At 63.0% G+C, this 17806-nt stretch carries 17 protein-coding genes; 5 read left to right on the top strand and 12 right to left on the bottom strand.

Annotated features, from left to right (window positions below):
* Positions 1-323: 323 nt before the first annotated feature.
* Positions 324-1631: a sorbosone dehydrogenase family protein gene (locus DV532_RS06095; RefSeq protein WP_056796575.1), complete on the top strand. Its 1308-nt coding sequence runs from the start codon at positions 324-326 to the stop codon at positions 1629-1631.
* A 25-nt stretch (positions 1632-1656) separates the two neighbouring features.
* On the opposite strand, the gene DV532_RS06090 is transcribed toward DV532_RS06095, so the two are convergent.
* From DV532_RS06090 to DV532_RS06070, 5 genes are all read right to left on the bottom strand, one after another.
* Complete coding sequence (locus DV532_RS06090) at positions 1657-2190, bottom strand: C40 family peptidase (RefSeq protein WP_056796570.1); 534 nt, start codon at positions 2188-2190, stop codon at positions 1657-1659.
* Positions 2191-2329: 139 nt separating this feature from the next.
* Positions 2330-2980: a C40 family peptidase gene (locus tag DV532_RS06085; protein WP_056796565.1), complete on the bottom strand. Its 651-nt coding sequence runs from the start codon at positions 2978-2980 to the stop codon at positions 2330-2332.
* Between the two features lie 127 nt (positions 2981-3107).
* The gene (hda, locus tag DV532_RS06080) at positions 3108-3815 is read right to left on the bottom strand and encodes a DnaA regulatory inactivator Hda (protein WP_056796562.1); all 708 of its coding nucleotides are present in this window, start codon (positions 3813-3815) and stop codon (positions 3108-3110) included.
* A gap of 151 nt (positions 3816-3966) precedes the next feature.
* On the bottom strand, positions 3967-5040 hold the full coding sequence (locus DV532_RS06075; RefSeq protein WP_056796560.1) for an AI-2E family transporter: 1074 nt from the start codon (positions 5038-5040) through the stop codon (positions 3967-3969).
* Positions 5041-5052: 12 nt separating this feature from the next.
* Entirely contained in the window at positions 5053-6120 is a 1068-nt protein-coding gene (locus DV532_RS06070; RefSeq protein WP_056796557.1) for a DUF2066 domain-containing protein, read from the bottom strand.
* A gap of 322 nt (positions 6121-6442) precedes the next feature.
* Here DV532_RS06070 and purM point away from each other — a divergent pair, with 322 nt between their 5' ends.
* The 4 genes from purM to DV532_RS06045 all read left to right on the top strand — a co-directional run bounded on the left by purM (position 6443) and on the right by DV532_RS06045 (position 9261).
* Positions 6443-7501 (top strand): phosphoribosylformylglycinamidine cyclo-ligase, encoded by a 1059-nt coding sequence (purM, locus tag DV532_RS06060; RefSeq protein ID WP_056796553.1) that lies wholly within the window; start codon positions 6443-6445, stop codon positions 7499-7501.
* Complete coding sequence (gene purN / locus DV532_RS06055; protein WP_056796552.1) at positions 7501-8154, top strand: phosphoribosylglycinamide formyltransferase; 654 nt, start codon at positions 7501-7503, stop codon at positions 8152-8154. Before purM ends, purN begins: the two co-directional genes overlap by 1 nt.
* 8 nt (positions 8155-8162) lie before the next feature.
* Complete coding sequence (locus tag DV532_RS06050) at positions 8163-8873, top strand: DUF3108 domain-containing protein (RefSeq protein ID WP_056796549.1); 711 nt, start codon at positions 8163-8165, stop codon at positions 8871-8873.
* Positions 8874-9078: 205 nt separating this feature from the next.
* Positions 9079-9261 carry a hypothetical protein gene (locus DV532_RS06045; RefSeq protein ID WP_056796546.1) on the top strand — a complete coding sequence of 61 codons (183 nt, stop codon included), beginning with the start codon at positions 9079-9081 and terminating at the stop codon, positions 9259-9261.
* Positions 9262-9306: 45 nt separating this feature from the next.
* On the opposite strand, the gene DV532_RS06040 is transcribed toward DV532_RS06045, so the two are convergent.
* The 7 genes from DV532_RS06040 to DV532_RS06010 all read right to left on the bottom strand — a co-directional run bounded on the left by DV532_RS06040 (position 9307) and on the right by DV532_RS06010 (position 17689).
* Positions 9307-9846 carry a DUF2058 domain-containing protein gene (locus DV532_RS06040; protein ID WP_056796544.1) on the bottom strand — a complete coding sequence of 180 codons (540 nt, stop codon included), beginning with the start codon at positions 9844-9846 and terminating at the stop codon, positions 9307-9309.
* A 26-nt stretch (positions 9847-9872) separates the two neighbouring features.
* Positions 9873-10706: a nucleoside triphosphate pyrophosphohydrolase gene (gene mazG / locus DV532_RS06035; protein WP_056796542.1), complete on the bottom strand. Its 834-nt coding sequence runs from the start codon at positions 10704-10706 to the stop codon at positions 9873-9875.
* Positions 10707-10830: 124 nt separating this feature from the next.
* Positions 10831-13071, bottom strand: a complete 2241-nt coding sequence (relA, locus tag DV532_RS06030; RefSeq protein ID WP_056796540.1) for a GTP diphosphokinase — start codon at positions 13069-13071, stop codon at positions 10831-10833.
* 97 nt (positions 13072-13168) lie between these two features.
* Entirely contained in the window at positions 13169-14530 is a 1362-nt protein-coding gene (gene rlmD / locus DV532_RS06025; protein WP_056796537.1) for a 23S rRNA (uracil(1939)-C(5))-methyltransferase RlmD, read from the bottom strand.
* Positions 14531-15430, bottom strand: a complete 900-nt coding sequence (gene cysM / locus DV532_RS06020; protein WP_056796536.1) for a cysteine synthase CysM — start codon at positions 15428-15430, stop codon at positions 14531-14533. It lies immediately after the preceding gene.
* Between the two features lie 141 nt (positions 15431-15571).
* Positions 15572-16966, bottom strand: a complete 1395-nt coding sequence (locus tag DV532_RS06015; protein ID WP_056796533.1) for a cell wall metabolism sensor histidine kinase WalK — start codon at positions 16964-16966, stop codon at positions 15572-15574.
* Between the two features lie 3 nt (positions 16967-16969).
* Entirely contained in the window at positions 16970-17689 is a 720-nt protein-coding gene (locus DV532_RS06010; RefSeq protein WP_056796531.1) for a response regulator transcription factor, read from the bottom strand.
* Positions 17690-17806: the final 117 nt, after the last annotated feature.

Below are 17806 nucleotides of genomic sequence, written 5' to 3'. Positions count from 1 at the left end.
GCCCCTACGCTTCGCTCCGGGGTTCCCTCGCTACGGGCTTGCTCCCGGGAGTACGCGCCGCAGGCCCCATCCATGGGGCCTCAGCGCTTGACGGGCATCCATGCCCGTCACCTCCCTCCGCAAGCCCTTCGCTCGGCCTCCTGAAGTCGCAATCTGTGTTGCCTGAACTATCGCGCGCTTAGAAGCAAAAACAAAGGCAAAGGCAAAGGCAAAGGCAAAGGCAAAGGCAAAGGCAAAGGCAAAGGCAGTTGGATGATGGCCGGGAACCGTTCGAACATCGCTGACCTCTCAAGCTCATAGGCCTTCTCCGGAGCAAGCCGCCCATGAAACCCTTGATGCCTTGGCTGCTGGTCGCAAGCCTCACCGCCTGCGGCGAATCCGCCATGCTGGATGTACGCGATGGCAGTGGCCCGACCCCTCGGCTGCCTGATCCGGTCAAGACTGTCTTGCCCACCGTGAACATCGCCCCGGCAGTGGGCTGGCCCAAAGACGCCAAGCCCAAAGCAGCACCGGGCACTCAGGTAACGGCGTTCGCCAGCGAACTGGACCACCCCCGCTGGCTATATCTGTTGCCCAACGGCGACGTGCTGGTGGCCGAGACCAACGCACCACCCAAACCCGAAGATGGCAAAGGCCTTCGCGGCTGGGTCATGAAGAAGGTGATGAAACGCGCGGGGGCGGGTGTGCCCAGCGCCAACCGCATCACCCTGCTGCGGGATGCCGACCATGACGGCGTTGCCGAAATGCGCATCACGTTCATCGAAGGGCTGAACTCACCTTTCGGCATGACGCTGGTAGATAAGGATTTGTACATCGCCAACACCGACAAACTGCTGCGTTTCCACTATGAACCTGGGTCGATGCTGCTTCGCGGTAAAGGACAGCCAGTGGTTGAACTGCCTGGCGGCCCCCTCAATCACCATTGGACCAAGAACGTGATCGCCAGCCCCGATGGCAAGAGGCTGTTCGTGACCGTCGGCTCCAACAGCAACGTAGGGGAAAACGGCCTTGACCAGGAGCAAGGCCGCGCGGCCATCTGGGAAGTGGACCCCGCCAACGGCCAGCAGCGGCTATTCGCCACCGGCCTACGCAACCCCAACGGGTTGGCTTGGGAGCCCAACACAGGTGCGTTGTGGACGGCCGTCAACGAGCGGGACGAGATCGGCAGCGACCTGGTGCCCGACTACATCACCTCGGTAAAGGACGGGGGGTTCTATGGCTGGCCTTACAGCTACTACGGCCAGCATGTCGACGAACGGGTACAACCGCCCGCCCCTGACAAAGTGGCCCAGGCGCTGGTACCCGATTATGCCGTGGGCCCGCATACCGCATCGCTGGGGTTGGCGTTCGCAGAACCGGGCGCGCTGCCGCCACCGTTCGACCACGGCGCATTCGTAGGCCAGCACGGCTCATGGAACCGCAAGCCCCACAGCGGCTACAAGGTGATTTTTGTGCCGTTCGACCGCTCAGGAATACCTTCGGGCCCGCCTGTAGACCTGCTCACCGGGTTTCTCGACGAGCGGGGCAAAGCCATGGGACGCCCAGTCGGGGTTATCACCGATGGGCGGGGTGGCGTGCTGGTGGCCGATGATGTTGGCAATGTGGTGTGGCGGGTAAGCAAGGCACCGTGAGCCCGGTAGTGCACCGGGCTGGTATTCAGGGGATCTGCGCCAGGTTCCCTTGCGGTATTACCCGCTTGGCCTGCAGGTAGGCCTTGGCCCAATAGCTGTTGGACAGGTAATCCAGGCGCACCGTACCGCCCGCAGAAGGCGCATGCACGAAGCGCCCTTCACCGACATAAATACCTGCATGGCTGACCTGCGAGCCGCCACTGGTGGCGAAGAATACCAAGTCACCAGACTGCAGCGCCTTGGCATCCACCGTGGGTGCCCGCATGACGATCATCTCCCGCGTAGAGCGCGGCAGGCTGATGCCCGCGGCATCACGGTAAACGTACTTGATCAAACCACTGCAGTCGAAACCGGCATCCGGCGTATTGCCGCCCCAGCGATAGGGCGTACCTACCAAACCGATGGCGCGAATCAACACGTCGTCGGCAATTGGCGAAGGGCTAGGCTGACTATAGGTGACTTGCGGCTGTACCACAGGGGCCGGTGCAGGCGCACGGCTGGAGCAGGCAGCCAACAGGGCCGCCAGGGAAATAAATGCAAAGCGCGCCATCTTTACCATGGCCAGAACATCCTGTCTGAGATCGCTGGGCCGCAGCCGAAAAGAGTTGAGAATTTAGATTAGACGCTTTCTATAAATGCGCACGGCGGCGAGCTTTTTTCAAAGCATCGCCGCCGCGGCAGGATATATCATTTTGCTATCAGTTGCGCGCGATATTGGTCGGCGCCATGGCCAAGGCACGCTTGGCTTCGATGAAGGTCTTGCTCCAGTAACGGTCACCGAGGCTGTCGATGCGCACGCCACCGCTGCGGCGGCTGCTGGAGTGGATGAACTGGTTGTCACCCAGATAGATGCCGGCATGGCTGACACGCCCGCGACCATTGGTGCTGAAGAACAGCAGGTCACCTGGCTTGAGCTTGTTGCGGGCCACTTTTGGGGCATCGACGTTGATCATTTCACGCGTCGAACGTGGCAGGGTCACGCCCGCCTCTTCGCGGAACAGGTAACCGATGAAGCCACTGCAGTCGAAGCCGGACTTTTCCGAGGTACCACCAAAGCGGTAGCGGGTGCCGATCAACGACATGCCGCGCTCGAGAATGCTGTCAGCCAGCACCGGCAGCTGGTAAGGCTTGCTGCTGGAGAAAGCCGCCAGGTCATCTTCGCCGGCCAGCTCTTCCGGCTCGCCGAATACCGACGAAGACGAGGCTTTGGCTTTGAATGCCGATTGTGCAGTGATCGAAGTGTGATCCTGGGGCTGCAACTCTGAATGAGAAGCCGGGCCTTGGGCCGCGCAGCCAAAAAGCAGGGTCACGAGTGCGAGTGGCACGAGGGGTGCGAAGCGCTTTAGCATGGGCACGACCGTGTCTGTAATCCTTTAGAAGGGTGAAACTATGCCCTCTATCAAAGCCATTTGCAAATTTTATCGAAAAACATGTGACTTTTTTGTTTTGCCGCTCTGGCCCAGCGTTTTCAGGGGGTTACCAACCCAGCGTTTCCTTCAGGAATGGGATGGTGAGTTTGCGTTGTGCCTGCAGCGAGGCCTGGTCGAGGCGCTCGAGCAGGTCGAACAACGCACTCATGCTGCGTGCACCACGGGTAAGAATGAAGTGGCCGACTTCGTCGGTGAGGTGCAGGCCACGACGTGAAGCACGCAGTTGCAGGGCACGCAGCTTGTCTTCGTCGGACAGGCCACGCATCTGGAATACCAGCGCCAGGGTCAGCCGCGACTTCAGGTCCGGCAGCTTGATCGGCAGCTCGCGCGGCGATGCCGACGCCGCCAGCAGTAAGCGCCGGCCGCTGTCACGCAAGCGGTTGAACAAGTGGAACATGGCCTCTTCCCAGTCAGCCTTACCGGCGATCACGTGCAGATCGTCGATGCAGACCAGTTCGTATTGGGCCAGGTAATCGAGCAACTCCACGCCACGTTCGAGCAGTTGCGCCAATGGCAGGTAGACGGCGGGCTCGCCACGCTGCTGGAAACGATGGGTTGCAGCCTGCAGCAGGTGGCTGCGGCCCACACCCTGCTTGCCCCAAAGGTAGATGAGGCTCTCGGTCCAGCCGGCGTCGGCTTCGCACAGCCGCTCGACGTAGCCCAATGCCGCAGCATTGGCGCCCGGATAGTAGTTGATGAAGGTGGCGTCATCGCGCAGGCGCACACCTAGGGGCAACTGGATCGGTGGTTTCATGCTCGCGGGCGGTCGGCAGGACCGCAGGGGGCCTTTGGTGAACAATCTGCAAAGTCTATACCCGCAACGCAGGGTGCACAATCACGACGGCGGATAGCATAAACAAAATCAATAAGTTGCGCGCTAAACGCCGGCAATGCGTGGCCTAGGGTCACAGCTCCGGGTCGACACCGCCAGCGTACATGTCCGATTCCTTGTACAAGTCGTGCACGTGGCGCAGCAACACCATGATCACCGCCGCCACCGGCAGTGCCAGCAATACCCCAGTAAAGCCGAACAGCTCACCGCCGGCCAGGATGGCGAAAATAACCGCCACCGGGTGCAGGCCGATGCGGTCGCCCACCAGCAAGGGGGTCAACACCATGCCTTCCAGCGCCTGCCCGACCATGAACACCGAAACGATGCCCAGCATCGGGTACAGGTCGCCACCGAACTGGAACAGGCCAGCCACCAGGGCAGCGCCGATGCCGATAATGAAGCCCATGTACGGCACGATGGCCGCCAACCCGGCGAGCATGCCGATCAGCAGCCCCAGCTCCAGCCCTACCAGCATCAGCCCAGCTGAATAGATGACGCCCAGGGCCACCATCACCATCAATTGCCCGCGCACGAACGCCCCCAATACTTCGTGGCATTCGCCCGCCAGGCCCACTACTTGAGGCTCGCGCTGGCGTGGCAGCAGGCCGCGCAGCTTAGCCATCATCAGGTCCCAATCGCGCAACAGGTAAAAGCCCACCACCGGGATCAGCACCATGTTGGCCAGCCAGGCCAGCAGCGCCAGGCCAGAGGCGGTGGCATGGGACAGCAGCATGCCGACAATGTCGGTGGTTTGGCCCATGTGCGCGCCAATGGCGGCCTTGATCTTGTCGAACTTCCAGAAGCCGTCAGCCAGGCCCAGGCGGCTTTGCGCCCAGGGCAATGCCACATGCTCGAGCCAGTCGAGCATCTGCGGCGCCAGTTCGTACAGGCGCAGCAGCTGCTTGGCCAGCAGCGGCACCAGCACCAGCAGCAAGGCCAGCAACAGCAGGGTGAAAAGACCGAACACCACCATCACGCCCCAGGCGCGCGACAGCCCCAAGCGTTCGAGGCGATCGACCAGCGGGTCGGCCAGGTAGGCCAACAGGATGCCGACCAGAAACGGGGTAAGAATGTTGTGCAGGCTATACAGCAACACGGCGACCAGCAGGGCAGCGCCCAGCCAGATCCAGCGACGTACATCGGTCACAGTGTGCGCCCCTTACCAGCGAAAACGCAGGCCGTCGAACGGCTTGGGCGCTGGCTGGGCCGGTGCCGGCGGCTCGCCCCCGGTGCCCACCACCGGGGCTGGTGCAGCCGGCAACGCAGGTGCCTGCTCTAGCGGTACTTCCTGCAGCTTGGCGAGGGCCAGCTGGGCGCGCAGCTGTTCGCGGTTGGCGGTTATGCCATAGGTCAAGGTTCTGCCTTCGGCCATTTGCAGGCGCGGGCCATAGGGTTCGAGCACGCGGGCAAGCTCGGCGTAACGCTGCAGGTTCATCCCCTGCACTTGCACCTGCAACTGGCCGCTAGCGCCTGGGCGGGTGACATAGCGCGGCGCCAGGCGGCTGCTGACCGCCAGCATCACGGCGTCGGCCAGGGCTGCCGGGTCGGCGGCCTCGGCAGTGCCTTGCTCGCGCTGGTCGCCCAACCACAGCTGCCACTTGCCCTGCCACTTGTCGTCGGCTTGCTGGGCATGTACCGCCAGCAAGGCATCGGCGCCATAACGCTCGGACGCTTCGCGCAGCGGTGCCGGGTCGCCGCCTTCGAGCTGCTTGGCATTGGCCACCAGTTGTTCCTGCAGGTCGGCCAGCGGCAGGTGCAGCGGCAGGCCACGGTGCTGGGCGGCACGGCGCAAGGTTTGCGCGCTGGCCTGGCCGTCACCGACCAGGTTGCTGCCGTCGGCGCTGTCGTTCAGCCACCAACCAAGAATCGACGGCCGATTACTGCCCCACAGGGCCAGGCCAGCCTTGCGCAGGGCCCGTTCGGTACTGCCGGGGTCGAATTCGACCAGCACAGACTCGGGCGGGCCGGCTTCACTGCCCACCTGGTTGATGATTTGCTGCGGGTCCTTGCGCAGTTCGGCCAATGCCGGGCTTTGCGCCGCCTTGGGGTCGCCGGTCAGGCGCAACACCAAGGTGTCGAGGGCCTTGACGGTCGCTGCGGCACGGGCTTCGGCGCCCTGGCCGGTGACCGCCTCGCGTACCTGATAAAGGCCGGAGATATTTTCAGCCTGGGCAGTGGCCGCGATCAGGGCCAGGCAACCGAGTGCCAGAAAGTTGATGAAGCGCATGGAGGATTCCTGTCCAGTCGAGCTTCAAGCCGTAAGCTTCAAGCAGCAAGAAAAAGCAGGCCGAGCAGCGAGCTGCTTTTTTTTGCAGCGTGAAGCTCGTTGCTTGCAGCTTATACACATGCAACCGTATCAACCACTCTCTGCCATTTTTCACAAATTTACCGCCCTGCCCGTCGGCCTGAGGATGGCCGCTGCCCGGCAACCCTGATAAAATCGCGCGCCTTCACAGACCACTGAACGTTTCAGGCAGCCGCCGCTTATCCGCCGGCCTTGGCCGTCATGGTCGTTTTTAAGAATCCCTCCCTCCTAAAGGCCTGGATCAATGAGCAAGCAACCCTCCCTGAGCTACAAGGACGCCGGTGTAGACATCGACGCCGGCGAAGCACTGGTCGAACGCATCAAGGGCGTGGCAAAACGCACCGCACGCCCTGAAGTCATGGGTGGCCTGGGTGGCTTCGGCGCCCTCTGCGAGATCCCGGCCGGCTACAAGCAGCCGGTGCTGGTCTCTGGCACCGACGGCGTCGGCACCAAGCTGCGCCTGGCGCTGAACCTGAACAAGCACGACAGCATCGGCCAGGACCTGGTCGCCATGTGCGTCAACGACCTGGTGGTGTGCGGCGCCGAGCCGTTGTTCTTCCTCGACTACTACGCCACCGGCAAGCTCAACGTTGACGTGGCCGCTACCGTGGTCACCGGCATCGGCGCAGGTTGCGAACTGGCCGGCTGCTCGCTGGTCGGTGGTGAAACCGCCGAAATGCCTGGCATGTACGAAGGCGAAGACTACGACCTGGCCGGTTTCTGCGTGGGCGTGGTGGAAAAGGCCGAGATCATCGACGGTTCCAAGGTCGCTACCGGCGACGCGCTGATCGCTCTGCCGTCCTCGGGCCCGCACTCCAACGGCTACTCGCTGATCCGCAAGATCCTCGAAGTGTCCGCCACCGACATCGAGAACACCCAGCTGGACGGCAAGCCACTGACCGACCTGCTGATGGCGCCGACCCGCATCTATGTCAAGCCGCTGCTGCAACTGATCAAGAACACCGGCGCGGTCAAGGCCATGGCCCACATCACCGGTGGTGGCCTGCTGGACAACATCCCGCGCGTACTGCCGAAAAACGCCCAGGCCGTGGTCGATGTGGCCAGCTGGCAGCGCCCGGCAGTGTTCGACTTCCTGCAAGAAAAAGGCAACGTCGACGAGCATGAAATGCACCGCGTACTGAACTGTGGCGTGGGCATGGTCATCTGCGTGGCCCAGGACCAGGTCGAAGCCGCCCTGAACGAACTGCGCACCGCCGGCGAGCAGCCATGGGTGATCGGCCACATCGCCGAAGCCGCCGAAGGCGCTGCCCAGGTCGAGCTGCAGAACCTCAAGGCACACTGATGCCGGGTAAGACGTGCAATGTAGTCGTACTGCTGTCGGGTTCCGGCAGCAACCTGCAAGCCCTGATCGACAGCTGCCAAGGCCCGGACAGCCCGGTGCGCATCCGTGCGGTGGTTTCCAACCGCGCCGATGCCTTCGGCCTGCAACGCGCCGCGGCGGCCGGCATCGACAGCGTCGTGCTCGAGCACACCCAGTTCGACGGCCGTGAAGCCTTCGATGCCGCGCTGATGGCGCGCATCGACGGCTTCGCCCCAGACCTGGTGGTGCTTGCCGGTTTCATGCGTATCCTGAGTGGCGACTTCGTGCGCCACTACCAGGGCCGCCTGCTCAATATCCACCCGTCGTTGCTGCCCAAATACAAGGGCCTGCATACCCACCGCCGGGCGCTGGAAGCAGGCGACGCCGAGCATGGCTGCAGCGTACACTTCGTGACTGAGGAACTCGATGGCGGCCCACTGGTCGTACAGGCTGTGGTACCCGTGGCGCTTGACGACACCGTCGATAGCCTGGCCCAGCGGGTACACCGCCAGGAGCACCAGATCTACCCACTGGCAGTGCGCTGGTTCGCCGAAGGGCGCTTGCGCCTTGGCGAACAGGGTGCATTACTGGATGGCCAGCCCCTGGCGGCCAGCGGTCACTTGATTCGATCCTAGGAGAATTTATGCGTCGCGCCCTGCTCTTGGCTCTCGCCGTGCTCGCCCTGCCCCTCCAGGCAGCTGATCTGAAGCCGTTTTCGGCCAGCTACACCGCCGACTGGAAGCAGTTGCCCATGAGCGGCACCGCCGAGCGCAGCCTGGTCAAAAATGCCAACGGTACCTGGGACCTTAACTTCAAGGCTTCCATGATGATCGCCAGCCTGACCGAGCAAAGCACCCTGCGCCTGGACAACGACACCCTGCTGCCGCAGAAGTACCACTTTGAACGCGGCGGCCTGGGCAAGGCCAAAAAGGTTGACCTGACCTTCGACTGGAACGGCAAGAAGGTCACTGGCAGCGACCGTGGCGATGCCATCAACCTGCCGCTGAACCGTGGCGTGCTGGACAAGTCTTCCTACCAACTGGCCCTGCAACATGACGTGGCCGCTGGCAAGAAGAGCATGACCTACCAGGTGGTCGACGGTGACGAGATCGACACCTACGACTTCCGCGTGCTGGGCACCGAAAAGGTCACTACCAAGACCGGCCAGGTCGATGCGGTGAAAGTTGAGCGTGTGCGCGACCCGAGCCAAAGCAAGCGCATCACCGAGCTGTGGTTCGCCAAAAGCTGGGATTACCTGCTGGTGCAACTGCGCCAGGTCGAGACCGATGGCAAGGAATACGTGATCGTGCTGCAGGAAGGCACGGTCGATGGCAAGTCGGTAAAAGGCAACTGAGCCAGCACTGCCAGCCGCTCCCGAAGCCCCGCCTTGTGCGGGGCTTTTTCATACCTGCCCTGCGCAGGCCGCTCCTACATTCGGACCGCGTCTGCCTACATGAAAGTTGTTTCATGGCGGTTTTACTTACTTAGCCAGCTATCAAACTCTATAAAGGGGGTGTGCGACAGAGTGTCGCAGCCAACCGAAACAGTGGAGTTTACCGATGACAGTCCAAGTAACCGAACGCGACGAATCGAGAATGTCCCACGAAGGCCTGGCCGCTGGCGTGCGGATCTGGGATGTGCACCAGCAAGGCCAGCTGGTAGGGATGTTCCATAGCGAACACGATGCACAGCAGTACCGCGTAGAGCTGGAAGACCTGGAAAACCAGCGCACCACACAATGACGCCCTCTTCAAAAAGAAACCCCGCCTAGGCGGGGTTTTTCGTGTTTACCACATCAGATCATCCGGGATCTTGTACGCCGCATACGGGTCGTCCGCGTCCGATTCCTCGACATGGGTGTTAAGCAGCAGGATGCGGTTGGGGTCGCGCTCCTGAATTTTCACCGCCGCCTCACGGGGGATGACTTCGTAACCGCCGGCATGGGCCACCACGGCCAGCGCACCGTTGCTCAGCTTGGTCCGCATCAGGGCGTTGACGGCAATGCGCTTGACCTTCTTGTCGTCGACGAAGTTGTAGTAATCCTCAGTATTCAGCTTCGGTAGGCGGGTCGCTTCGATCAGTTGCTTGATCTGCGCGGCACGGGCCTTCTGCTCGGCTTTTTCCTGTTGCTGACGGTTGAGCTCCTGGTCTCGCTTGGCCTTTTCGGCCATGGCTTCCTTGGCGATGCGCTGCTGGCTGTCGTCGACTTCGACCTGGCCTTTGTGCTCCATGCGCTTCTGTTTCTTTTCAGCTTTGTTGGTCTGCGAGACCTGTTTCTGGTTGACCAGACCGGCTTTGAGCAATTGGTCGCGAAGGGAAAGGCTCATGAATATTCACTCACTTATGCAACAGCTCAGCCGCAGCTGGGCAGGTTCTTTTCCTGACGTTTGGCTTCACCCCAAAGGGCGTCCAACTCGTCAAGGCTACAATCTTCAATGGGGCGACCACTGTCGCGCAATGCCTGCTCGATAAAGCGGAAGCGTCGCTCGAACTTGCGGTTGGCCCGGCGCAGGGCGTTTTCCGGGTCGTGCTTGAGGTGGCGGGCCAGGTTTACGACGGCGAACAGCAGGTCACCGACTTCGTCCTCGAGCGCATCGGCATCGCCGTCGGCCATGGCCTGCAGCACTTCGTCCAACTCCTCGCGGACCTTGTCCAGCACCGGTAGTGCCGCAGGCCAGTCAAAACCGACCGTGGCCGCGCGCTTTTGCAGTTTGGCTGCCCGCGACAACGCCGGCAATGCCGCCGGCACGTCGTCGAGCAGCGACAGCTGTTCTGGCTGGCTTTTTTCCGCGCGCTCTTCGGCCTTGATCTCTTCCCAGCGTGACTTTACCTGGGCCTCGCTCAGGCTGGGGGTGTCTACCGGCGCGTACAGCTCACCGGTGGGGAAAACGTGCGGGTGACGGCGGATGAGTTTGCGGGTGATGCTGTCGACCACGCCGTCGAACTCGAAACGCCCCTCCTCCCGGGCCAGCTGGCTGTAGTAGACCACCTGGAACAGCAGGTCACCCAGTTCACCTTGCAGGTGCTCGAAGTCGCCGCGCTCGATGGTGTCGGCGACCTCGTAGGCCTCTTCGATGGTGTGCGGGACGATGCTCGCATAGTTCTGCTTCAGGTCCCATGGGCAGCCGTACTGCGGGTCGCGCAGGCGGGCCATGAGGTGCAGCAGGTCATCAAGGGTGTAGGTCATGTAAGCAGGTCCTTCGACGGTGGCTGCTTCGCGGGCTTGCCCGCTCCCGCAGGTACCCTACAGATCTTGAATCCTGTAGCCATCCTGTGGGAGCGGGCAAGCCCGCGAAGCCGGCGCCGCGGTGTCAAGGGGTACGATTACGCCGCGTTTCGATGATGTTCGGCAACTGCGAGATACGCCCCAGCAGGCGCCCCAGCGCGTCCAGGCCTGGAATCTCGATGGTCAGCGACATCAGTGCGGTGTTGTCTTCCTTGTTCGAGCGGGTATTCACCGCTAGCACGTTGATCTTCTCGTTCAGCAGCACCTGCGACACGTCGCGCAGCAGGCCCGGGCGGTCGTAGGCACGGATGACGATGTCGACCGGGTAGGTCTGCACCGGGATCGGCCCCCAGCTGACCTGGATCATGCGCTCCGGCTCCTTGCCCGCCAACTGCAACGCCGAGGCGCAGTCCTGGCGGTGAATGCTCACGCCTCGGCCTTGGGTGATATAGCCGACGATGGCGTCACCCGGCAGCGGCTGGCAGCAGCCGGCCATCTGCGTCAGCAGGTTGCCGACACCCTGAATCTGGATGTCACCACGCTTGCCAGTCCGCGGCCCGGTAGGCTTGCGCGGTACCAGTTCGATCTGCTCGATGCGCTCGGGCTCCAGCAACTGCTGGGCGGCGTTGACCAAGTGGGCCAGGCGCAGGTCGCCGGCACCCAGCGAGGCGAACATGTCCTCGGCGGTCTTGACGTTGGTTTTCTCGGCCAGGCGCTCAAAGTCCACTTGCGGCAGGCCCAGGCGGCTGAGCTCGCGTTCGAGCAAGGTCTTGCCGGCAGCGACGTTCTGGTCACGTGCCTGCAACTTGAACCAGTGCACGATCTTGGCCCGCGCCCGCGAGGTAGTGACGTAGCCCAGGTTGGAGTTCAACCAGTCACGGCTAGGGTTGCCGTGCTTGCTGGTGATGATCTCGACCTGCTCGCCGGTCTGCAAACTGTAGTTGAGCGGCACGATGCGCCCGTTGATCTTGGCACCGCGGCAGTTGTGGCCAATTTCGGTGTGCACGCGGTAGGCGAAGTCCAGCGGCGTAGCGCCTTTGGGCAGGTCGATGGCGTGGCCGTCGGGGGTAAATACGTAGACCCGGTCGGGCTCGATATCCACCCGCAACTGCTCGGCCAAGCCACCGATGTCGCCCAGTTCTTCGTGCCATTCCAGCACTTGGCGCAGCCAGGAGATCTTTTCTTCGTAATGGTTGGAGCTGGGCTTGACGTCGGTGCCCTTGTAGCGCCAGTGGGCGCAAACCCCCAGCTCGGCTTCCTCGTGCATGCCATGGGTGCGGATCTGCACCTCCAGCACCTTGCCCTCGGGGCCGATCACTGCGGTGTGCAGCGAGCGATAGCCGTTTTCCTTGGGGTTGGCGATGTAGTCGTCAAACTCCTTGGGGATGTGCCGCCACAGGGTGTGCACGATACCCAGCGCGGTGTAGCAGTCGCGGATTTCCGGCACCAGCACGCGCACCGCACGCACGTCGTAGATTTGGCTGAACTCCAGGCCCTTGCGCTGCATCTTGCGCCAGATCGAATAGATATGTTTCGCCCGGCCGCTGATATCTGCGTTAACGCCGGTGGCTAACAGCTCGTTCTGCAGCTGGTTCATCACGTCGCTGATGAAGCGCTCGCGGTCCAGCCGGCGCTCGTGCAGCAGCTTGGCGATTTGCTTGTACTGGTCGGGTTCAAGGTAGCGGAAGGACAGGTCCTCCAGCTCCCACTTGATGTGGCCAATACCCAGGCGGTGCGCCAGCGGCGCATAGATGTCAGCCACCTCGCGCGCGACGCGCAGGCGTTTCTCGTCGTCGGCGGCCTTGACCGCACGGATCGCGCAGGTGCGCTCAGCCAGCTTGATCAGCGCCACGCGCACGTCGTCGACCATGGCCACGAGCATCTTGCGCAGGTTTTCGACCTGCGCCTGCGAGCCCAGCACCAGCGACTGCCGTGGGCTGAGGCTGGCGCTGATAGCGGCCATGCGCAGCACGCCGTCGATCAGCTTGGACACCACCGGGCCAAACCGCTGGCTGACCTCAGCCAACGTCACCTTGCCCTCGCGCACCGATCGGTAGATAACCGCTGCCACCAGGGAGTCCTGATCGAGCTTGAGGTCGGCGAGTATTTCGGCGATCTCCAAACCTGCCTGGAAGCTGGAGGTACCGTCCGCCCAGGAATGCTTGGCCGGGTTACCCTTTCTCTCGACCTCATGGGCAAACTCGCAGGCTTCTTTCAGCGCTGCGCGATCCAGTGCCGAATCGACGCTTACCACATGGTCCAACCATGCTTCGAGATTGATACTGCCGTCGGTGTTGACCGGCTGGTGCACTCTCACCTGTACCATCTTTTTTTACCTTTCCATACAGCGCAGCTCTTATGGCTGCGCTGGCGATCACCGTACGGCCGCCATTCCGTGGAAGCCGCACCAAGGGGCCAGTCAGCTAGCCCGCTTCGAATAACGCCATGGCCTCGACATGCGCCGTCTGAGGAAACATGTCGAGAATCCCGGCCCTTTTTAACCGGTACCCCTGGCCGACCAACACCTGGGCGTCTCGCGCCAGCGTGGCCGGGTTGCACGATACATAGACCAGTCTGCTGGCCTTGAGGCGGGCGATGCCTTGCACCACCTCGAAAGCACCGTCGCGCGGTGGATCCAAGAGTACCGCAGAAAAGCCTTCGGCGGCCCATCCGGCGCCAGCCAAAGGCTGCGATAAATCGGCCTGAAAAAACCGTGCGTTATGCACATTGTTGTTTCGGGCATTGGCCGCGGCTCGATCGACCATGGCCTGCACACCTTCCACTGCCACCACCTCACGCGCCTGGCGGGCCAGCGGCAGGGCAAAGTTGCCCAAGCCGCAGAACAAGTCCAGTACGCGCTCGTCGGCCTGCGGTGCGAGCCAGGCCAGGGCCTGCTCGATCATCGCCGTGTTGACCTGTGCGTTCACCTGCACGAAGTCGCCCGGGCGCCACGCCAGTTCCAGCTGCCACGGTGCCAGGGCAAAGCCCAGGGGTGCGGCTTGGCCCACCTGCGCCGGCTCACCTTCGCCTTGCAGCCACAGTTGGGCATTGGCCTGCTCGCAGAACGCCTGAAGCTTAGCCAGGTCTTCTACTGGCAGCGGCGCCACATGGCGCACCAACACCGCCTCGGCGGTACCGCTGAACAATTCCACATGGCCCAGCGCCTGTGGCTTGCTCAACGTGCGCAGCACGGTCGGCAAGTGGCGCAGAATCGATTGCAAGGGCTGTACCAGCACCGCGCAATCGTCGATCGCGATGATGTCCTGGCTGGCTTCGGCGCGCAAACCCACCTCTAGCTGGCGTGCCTTGACATCCCAGCGCACTGCCACCCGGGCGCGGCGCCGGTAGCCGAATTCTGGCCCGCTCAGCGGTGCAGCCCATTCCTCGGGCTGCACGCCAGCTACCCGTTGCAGCTGCTCGGCGAGGGTGCGCTGCTTAAGTGCCAACTGCGCTTCGTGCGGCAGGTGCTGCAGGTTGCAGCCACCGCAGCGCTGGTAATACGGGCACGGTGCCTGACGGCGCTCGGGGCTGGCTTGCAGCAAGCGCTCCAGGCGGGCTTCGACCACTTTGCCACGGGCATTGAGCACCCGCGCTTCCACGGCCTCACCGGCCAAAGCACCACTGACAAACCAGGTGCGCCCTTCGTGGAAGGCGATGCCCCTGCCGTCACCGGCCAGGCGCTCGATTTCCAGGTGCTGCTTTTTGCCCACGGGTACCTGGGGGCTGCGGTTGCCGCCGGCCGGCTGAAAGCGCAGGCCGCTGCTGTTGCTTTTTTTCTTGGACATTTAGCTCGGGTCGAACAGGCCGGTGGACAGGTAACGGTCGCCGCGGTCGCAGATGATTGCGACCATCGTGGCATTTTCCACCTCGCGGGACAGGCGCAGCATGGCTGCGACCGCACCACCGGAGGACACACCGCAGAAAATGCCCTCTTCACGGGCAAGGCGGCGGGTGATGTCTTCGGCTTCCTGCTGCGACATGTCGACCACGCGGTCGACGCGGGTGGCGTCGAAGATCTTCGGCAGGTACTCCTCAGGCCAGCGGCGAATGCCTGGGATGGCCGAGCCTTCCATGGGCTGCAGGCCAATGATCTGCACCGCCGGGTTCTGCTCTTTGAGGTACTGCGAGCAGCCCATGATGGTACCGGTGGTGCCCATGGAGCTGATGAAATGGCTGATGGTGCCCTGGGTTTGCTGCCAGATCTCAGGGCCGGTGCTGTTGTAGTGGGCAATTGGGTTGTCGCCGTTGGCGAACTGGTCCAGCACCAGGCCACGGCCTTCGGCCTGCAGCTTCTCGGCCAAGTCACGGGCGCCTTCCATGCCCTCCTCCTTGGTCACCAGGATCAGCTCGGCGCCGTAGGCGGTCATGGCAGCCTTGCGTTCGGCGGTGGAATTGTCGGGCATGATCAGGATCATTTTGTAACCCTTGATCGCCGCCGCCATCGCCAGGGCGATACCGGTGTTGCCGGAGGTGGCTTCGATCAGGGTGTCGCCGGGCTTGATCTGGCCGCGCAGTTCGGCGCGAGTGATCATCGACAATGCCGGGCGGTCCTTCACCGAGCCGGCGGGATTGTTACCTTCGAGCTTGAGCAGGAGGGTATTGCTGGTTTTGCCAGCAATGCGCTGCAGGCGAACCAGAGGCGTATTGCCGACGCAATCGGCGATGGTTGGGTACTGCAAGGTCATGGCGTATTTCACAATCCGGACGGCAGGGGCGCCTATCATACCGGCAAACCCTTGCCGGCCATATCACGCAATCTGTGGTGCATATAGCTACAAGATATAAAGGTGTGACCTGTGCCGGCCTCTTCGCGGGTAAACCCGCTCCTACAGGTACCGCACTGCCCGCGAGAACAATGTTCTACCTGTTGGAATAGCCGGCACATGTAACGGCAAGCGCATGCACAAGCGCAGCCCACGTTGGCCGTTCTGCGCCCACAAGGTCCCGCCCTGGCGCTGGATGGCGCTGCGGGCGATGCTCAGCCCCAAGCCGAAGCCACCATCCCCCGGGCGCGAGCCATCCAGCCGCGAAAATGGCGCAAAGATCCGCTCCAGGTCCGTTTCGGCCACGCCGCCGCCGTCATCTTCCAACCACAGCCGCCAGTAGCTACCCTCACGCTGCCCACCCAGGCGCACCACCCCCTCGGCTGGCGAGTGACGGATGGCATTGCGCAACAGGTTCTCAAGCGCCTGGGCCAGATGGTTGAGGTTGCCCTGCACCCAGCAGTCGGTAGGCACTTCGCAACGCAGCCGTGCCAGCGACCAGCCGCTCTCGTAGCTGGCATTTTCGGCCAGCAGCTCCCACAACGCGTGGACCTCGATCGGCTCCAAGTTCATCGGCGCACGCTCAGCGTCCTGCCAGGCCAGCTGCAGGGTGTCCTCGACCAGTTGCTGCATGCAGTCCACCTCGCGCGACAGGCGTTCGCGTAGGCGCTGCAGGTCGGCCTCCCCCTCGCAAGCCACCCGCAGTCGGCTGAGTGGCGTGCGCATTTCGTGGGACAGGTCGCGCAGCAGTTGTTGCTGCATGGCTACCGTGCCCTGCAACCGTTCCGCCATCTGGTCGAAGGCGCGGGCCAGCTCGCCCAGTTCGTCATGCCGGGCGATGGTGCGCGAGTCGAGGCGTGCCGACAGCTGATCGGCACGCCAGGCATTGGCCTGCTCGCGTAGCTGGTTCAGCGGCACGATCAACATGCGGTAAAGGCCCACGCACAGCAGCAAGGTGAACAGGCCAGGGATAATGCCGTTGGTGACGATGCGCCACAGCAACCGGTGTTGATCGGGGTTGAACCGCTGCGGCAGCTCGATCACCAGCATGCCCAGCTCCGGCGCCCCGGGGAACGGGATGCGTAGCCACGGTTGATCGACGCTGCGCCGGCTCATCGGCCAGTCGACACCGCGCAGGCGGGTCAGGCGCTGCATGATCTGCGGGTCTAGGGTGGCACTGTCGAGCGGCAACAGGTTGCGGTCGAGCACGCCAACCCAGCCGCGCTCGCGCTGTTGCATCGCCGCCACCCATTGGTCCAGCCCTGCCCGTCCGCCGCTGCGCAGGGCGTGCTCGGCCTCGGCGGCATAGCCGCGCAAAACCTGCCGCGCGGGCTCCGAAAGGAATGCGTTTTGGGCTTCGATGTGCCGGCCCCAAGTGTAGCTGAGGCCGATCATCAGCAGGCAGAAGCCCACCAGCAGGATCGCCAGCTTCCAGAACAGCGAATGGCGGTCAAGCATGGGTCACTCCACCTCGCTGGCACTGAGCACGTAACCCTTGCCCCACACGGTGCGGATCTGCCGTTCGTGATAGCCGATACCCTTCAACTTGCGGCGGATCTGGCTGACGTGCATGTCCAGGCTGCGGTCATGCCGCGAGTAGCCCCGCTGCAGCACTTGCTGGTAAAGGAACGGCTTGCTCAACACCTCGTCGAGGTTGCGGTGCAGGGTATCGAGCAGGCGATACTCGCTGGGGGTCAGGCCGGCCAAGCGGCCATCGAGACGTACGTCGCACAGCCCCTCGTCGAACTGCAGCTCGCCGCAGGCGGCCTGTACCAGCGGCGCTTGATGGCGACGCTCGAGCGCCACCCGACGCAGGATCGCCTCGATGCGCACCCGCAGCTCGGCGATGCTGAACGGCTTGGGCAGGTAGTCGTCAGCACCGCGCTGGAAACCGTTGATACGGTCGGCCTCGGCGCCCAGCGCCGACATCAGGATCACCGGCGTGGCACTGTGCTGGCGCAACTGCGCCAAGGCGTCCAGGCCGTTGAGACCGGGCAACAGGATGTCCAAGAGCACCACATCGAAGGCCTGGCGACCCGCCGTTTCCAGGCCCTCCAGGCCATTGCGACACCAGGTCACCTGGAAGCCGCCACGCTGCAGCTCTTCGTGCAGGTAGGCACCGAGGACCGGGTCATCCTCGATAGCAAGGATATTGGAATTGTGAATGGCTACACGATTCATTGGCAATCGCTATAAATTCTCAATTACCTGATTATTGAGCATCCAGCACCTGCCAGGCAACCGCCCTGCGACCAACGCCCCGGCCAAGGCGCAAAACCCGTACTAAAGAGGTGCAAT

Origin of the sequence: Pseudomonas sp. Leaf58 (assembly GCF_003627215.1) — a bacterium.
Classification (GTDB): Bacteria; Pseudomonadota; Gammaproteobacteria; order Pseudomonadales; family Pseudomonadaceae; genus Aquipseudomonas.
Note: the sequence above shows the minus strand (reverse complement) of the source record. Positions and strands in the feature narration are given on the sequence as shown.